The organism is Methylomonas sp. LWB (assembly GCF_001856095.1).
Lineage (GTDB): Bacteria > Pseudomonadota > Gammaproteobacteria > Methylococcales > Methylomonadaceae > Methylomonas > Methylomonas koyamae_A.
The window spans coordinates 1-4,496 of the sequence record NZ_MKMC01000052.1 but is presented as its reverse complement, the minus strand read 5'-3'; the positions used below and the strand labels follow the sequence as shown (position 1 = coordinate 4,496).

9 protein-coding genes are annotated in these 4,496 nt (G+C 46.7%); 2 read left to right on the top strand and 7 right to left on the bottom strand.

Annotated elements, in window-relative coordinates; all coding sequences use genetic code 11:
• The coding region (locus BJL95_RS18120; RefSeq protein ID WP_139306269.1) for a transposase at nt 1–430 on the top strand (430 nt) is incomplete at its 5' end.
• A gap of 83 nt (nt 431–513) precedes the next feature.
• On the opposite strand, the gene BJL95_RS18115 is transcribed toward BJL95_RS18120, so the two are convergent.
• The 5 genes from BJL95_RS18115 to BJL95_RS24835 all read right to left on the bottom strand — a co-directional run bounded on the left by BJL95_RS18115 (nt 514) and on the right by BJL95_RS24835 (nt 3,068).
• Entirely contained in the window at nt 514–942 is a 429-nt protein-coding gene (locus tag BJL95_RS18115; RefSeq protein WP_071159980.1) for a hypothetical protein, read from the bottom strand.
• 102 nt (nt 943–1,044) lie between these two features.
• Nucleotides 1,045–1,335, bottom strand: coding sequence for a DUF1330 domain-containing protein (locus tag BJL95_RS18110; RefSeq protein ID WP_064031099.1), 291 nt, complete (start codon nt 1,333–1,335; stop codon nt 1,045–1,047).
• Nucleotides 1,336–1,433: 98 nt separating this feature from the next.
• The gene (locus BJL95_RS18105) at nt 1,434–1,979 is read right to left on the bottom strand and encodes a DUF6817 domain-containing protein (protein ID WP_071159978.1); all 546 of its coding nucleotides are present in this window, start codon (nt 1,977–1,979) and stop codon (nt 1,434–1,436) included.
• Nucleotides 1,980–2,102: 123 nt separating this feature from the next.
• Nucleotides 2,103–2,600, bottom strand: coding sequence for an ATP-binding protein (locus BJL95_RS18100; protein WP_064031101.1), 498 nt, complete (start codon nt 2,598–2,600; stop codon nt 2,103–2,105).
• Between the two features lie 117 nt (nt 2,601–2,717).
• Nucleotides 2,718–3,068, bottom strand: coding sequence for a hypothetical protein (locus BJL95_RS24835; protein ID WP_139306321.1), 351 nt, complete (start codon nt 3,066–3,068; stop codon nt 2,718–2,720).
• A gap of 119 nt (nt 3,069–3,187) precedes the next feature.
• Here BJL95_RS24835 and BJL95_RS24830 point away from each other — a divergent pair, with 119 nt between their 5' ends.
• Nucleotides 3,188–3,706 carry a hypothetical protein gene (locus tag BJL95_RS24830; RefSeq protein WP_139306320.1) on the top strand — a complete coding sequence of 173 codons (519 nt, stop codon included), beginning with the start codon at nt 3,188–3,190 and terminating at the stop codon, nt 3,704–3,706.
• Here the strand turns inward: BJL95_RS24830 and BJL95_RS18095 are convergent.
• Both BJL95_RS18095 and BJL95_RS18090 read right to left on the bottom strand, forming a co-directional pair.
• The gene (locus BJL95_RS18095) at nt 3,697–3,993 is read right to left on the bottom strand and encodes a hypothetical protein (protein WP_071159982.1); all 297 of its coding nucleotides are present in this window, start codon (nt 3,991–3,993) and stop codon (nt 3,697–3,699) included. The two genes, BJL95_RS24830 and BJL95_RS18095, sit on opposite strands and share 10 nt — an antisense overlap.
• A gap of 88 nt (nt 3,994–4,081) precedes the next feature.
• On the bottom strand, nt 4,082–4,496 hold a 415-nt coding region (locus tag BJL95_RS18090; protein ID WP_217631654.1), incomplete at its 5' end, for a hypothetical protein.

The window sequence follows — 4,496 nt, the reverse complement described above, 5'->3', positions numbered from 1 at the left end:
CGTCGAACAGCGTGGGCAGCGGCGCCAGGAGCAAAGCCGACCGGTTTTGGTCAAAATCGAAGCCCTGCTGCTACAACATCTGCATGCGGTAATCCCCGGTAGTTTGCTGGGCAAGGCTTTGCATTACTTGTCATCGCAGTGGTCCAAACTGATCCGCTTCGTCGACAACGGCGCTTGGCCCATCGACAACAACCTCTGCGAAAACGCCATACGCCCCTTCGTGGTGGGCCGCCGCAATTGGTTGTTTTGCGATACGGTGGCCGGCGCCCGTGCCAGCGCTAATCTTTACTCGTTGATCGAAACCTGCAAGGCCAATAGCGTCGACCCTTACACCTATCTGGTCGATCTGTTCCGAAAGCTTCCCACCGCAAAAACTGTCGAAGAGTTCGAAGCGCTGTTGCCTTGGAATCTCGACGCCCTAACGGACTAATCGCACGCCAACGGTTAAGTCATTGTCCGTTTCAGTTCTAGTGCGTCCTTCAAAGATCGCTTACAAAACACACGAAAGCACTTTCACCGCAACCCGCCGTTTAGTCGCCAGTGCACCCATGTGCCTGCCCATATAGCAAAAGGCAATTCGACAAAACCCCACGCGACCGTAATTGCAGCAACGTATGTCGTAACGTAACCGGCGAGCAACATTCCCCACTGTACCCAGGCCCAGACCAGAAACCAAACGCAAAGGCCCGATACGACACCCGCACGACAGGGGTTAGGAAACGCAGACTTAAGAGTAGCCGCCAGCCAGACAGAAAAGATGCCAAGGAGAAGCAGCTTAAGTAGTCCCTGTGCTGCGACGAGTGGGGTTGGTTGAGGAAGGGAAAAGCGCGAGAACAGATAGACCCATTCGTCAGCGAGAACGACCAAATTCAGGACTGCCTCACCGGCAACAATTATGAGTCCAGCGACAACACCGCCGACGAGTAGCGGAAACAGTTTCATGGAAAAGTCCGATCAGAGATAGTGGCCCAACGTAAAGCTAAGGGGCTGGCGCGATTGCGACCGTCCCGCTTGAGCGCCATGTTATACATTTTGCGGCATAGTTTAAGAACATCCCTCAGCTAGGATTAGCTTACTGGTTGTAGATTTATGTCGTATTGAGAATAACGGTTGAGCCTCAGTATCCCCTAAAAATTCCTTTGCGTTTTCTTTTGAGGGGAACTCAAGAATTACAACACGTTCCGGGCACCAGTCACCTTCCATTACCTCAGGCTCCACTCCTTGCACGATATATCTACCACCATGCTTTTTTATAAATAGAGGTATTTTTTCGATATATTCTCGAAAGCTCTCAAAATTGTTGATTGATAAATCCAATATCAGGTACGCATTCATTCTTTGGTTCTCTCTAAACTCAAGTCCTAATGTCTATTGATGTATAACGCCAAGCTAAGGGGCGCGTAGCTAAGGGGAGCGTCCCTTTGAGCGACGTATTATCCATTTGCTTCACCTAGTGTCTGTATGAAAAAATCGTAAGCTGGGTTGCTTAAATATGGTTTCATTCGCATAAAAAGAGACCGTAAGCCAGCCCCATATTGGTCAATAAATTGAGTGCTTCCGCCAGCAATCTCTAATTCATTGGCAGCTGTCAATTCGCAGAATTTCTTGAGCGCATCATTCGCTAGCACATATTCTTCGCAAGAAAATCTGTTTCGAAAAACTGGATTCTTAACCATCCCGAACTGGGGCCAGAAGAAGTCTCTATCACAAGCACAATACATATAAATAACCTCTTCAGATTCCGAGCCGACCAACTTCTGTATTTGAAAGCGCTCATTTAGGGCAAGTAATTTCCCATCATAGCCATCAGTTCCATACACGGCATGATAGAGACCCGCCTTGCATAGAACTTCATTTGCTCCCCAACGATGTAACAAATCGTGGGTTCCTATCAGATGACTGAGTAGGGTTCCATTCAAATGCTCAAACTCCCCAGCGCCAAGGTCTCGCAATCTTTCAAAAATCACGTGATCGATCATTTGGCTTCCGATGCATAACGCCAAGTTCAGTGGTGACCGGAGCGGAGCCGGTTTTGCGCAATAAAATGTGCGTAGCACATTGCGCAAAATCGGGGGAGCGTGGGCATCCACTGCAACGCCTGGTTATGCGTCTTTCGCCACGACAGTTGTATTGAAACCTTCATTTAGCTGGGGCTCCTGAAAGTACTTTGTAACAAATTGGAATGTTTCCTCTGTGTCAAATGTGGCTCGGGATGGCTGTTCGGCGCGTCGCTGCGCGATTTGGGTGATGCATAGTGAGTCACTTGCCTTAAGGTAAATGAGTTCATGGGGACAACCAGCCTCGGAAATCAGGTCTCGGAACCATTGGCGCTGGTTCAGAGTATTTGCAGGAAAGTCCATGACTACATTAGTGCCTACTTTTAGAATGCCTGCCACGTGTGACTTTACCAACGGCTTCATTTGGCCAGAGTATTTTAAATAGTCTTCGAATGCTGAAATCTGGTTTGGATAAAGGGCCTCAAGCCATTCGTCCTCGGAAATGAGGACGGCATTACGTTCTGCGGAAATTTTCTTTGAGAAAGTGGATTTTCCAGCCCCCATTTTTCCGCAGAAAAATATCAAAGTCCCCTTCTTAGGCACATCAACTCCTTAACGATAAGCATAACTGGAAAAATGAAGCGAAGTGAGGAACGAGCGTAGCTTTATTTTTTCCATGTTGATGCGATGGTTAGGGACGCAGTCAAGAACTCGCTAAATTTATTTTGAAAGGACAATGCCACTAGCCAACGCAACAAAACTAGCTCCATAAATCAAAAATGAACAAAGAAGAGCAACAGACCATCTGCTTTTGTAAATATTGGTATGAATAGTCATCAATATAGCAATCCAAGATACGGTAGCAACAATAAGTGGAATTGCTTGAGTGATGCCAAGATATAGAAAATACCAATTCGGCGCACTATGTATTGTTCCCGCAAATGCAGTAAATAACGCACCTCCAAAAATAATTGGAGCTGCAACACATAAGCCCACCAAAACCAGGATGATTCGCCCAATTATAGAAAGGGGCTTTTCCTCTTCTTTATCATTGGGCCAAATAATTTTCATGCTAGGTAATTCCTAACGTAGAGGTAAGTGGCAGCCGGAGCGCGAATTGTGGTTCGCGTTGCTCACACAATCTAACCTTATTCGTTAGGCATTTGTTTAAACCATAAAAGGTATAAAAAATGGAAAAAATAAATATTGGTATACCACTTACACCGCCTGATGAAATACCGGAAATTTTTAAGAGTTTTGGTGTTGCAGCTGCATTAGAATCTGCTTTTAAGAAAAAAGAATTTGGATTTAATGAAAAATCAAGGGAATATGCTGAATTAGCTTTAGCATATTGGACACTATTAAATGAAAGTCCAGAATTATTCACTGATGCCACGTTCGGTTCTGTCGTTCCATGTGAAATGACCGCAAATGTAGCAACCGAAACTTCCAAACGTATCCAGTGGAGCGAAGAAACGATGGATGTTCTCTTTCGGCGTGTCCTCCTTGGGATACGAGCGACATACAGAGACTTCCAGCATATGGCCGCAGTTAGCGCATTTGATAAGAGAACTAGAAGTTTTATTTCTGACCACGATGAACCGCCTAACGCTGAGTTGTGCCGCGCCCGCCACGGAAACGCCAGGAAACTTGGCGCGTTGTCTCGGGCGTCGGCACGAACGACGTGTTATGTGGCACTTTACTCATAAAACTTTCCGGCATGAAGAATGTGTGCCGCCCGACGCCAAGGGTTTTCTGGTTTTGTGTATGTGGAAAGCCCTTGACTTGATGCCTTTCCCCAACTTGCCGCAGCATCCAGAAAGGCACCCACACTTCCGTTTTCCCATCCGTTTGCTCCTGAGCTAAACGGAGGGCTTGGAGTTTTACGCTCTTTTTCATTTTCATCTTCCCAGTCAGCGTGCAGGGCCTCAACGAAGGCAAGGAATGTCTTTTCGTCATGCACGGTGTCTGCTAGCTGAAAGAGGTCAGTTGCCATGGTGTTGTGCCACATAACGTAGAATTCAGCCGATGCTTGAAGCGTAGCGGAAAGCGGTCGGCTGGAATGATAAGTTATGCATTGATTGTTACTTTGTTTCGGTTATCAACACGTTAGGATTTGCTGGGTCGTAAAAGAAATAGGTATAGAACTCAACCGGCTTGCCATTATCGAGTTTCGGTGAATACCCCTTATCAAGGATAAATTTCTTAGCCGCATCTACATATACTGGTGGAACAGACACATCAACTGGAGCTACGCCGCCAGATATTGGATCAGTGACGCGGGCAACCCGCACTGAACGAACAGACCCATTGACCTCCACCACAATACCAAAGATTACGCTATATAGTTTCTTGGCTTTTCCTGTAACGTAGCTCGGAGAATTGGACGACTTCGCTAGGACAGTACCGGCCAGAAGCATCGCAAGGATTCCCCAGAACTTTATCCAATTCGTCGTATTACGCCCCATTCGTGGCTCCATATTGGTTGACTGCATAACG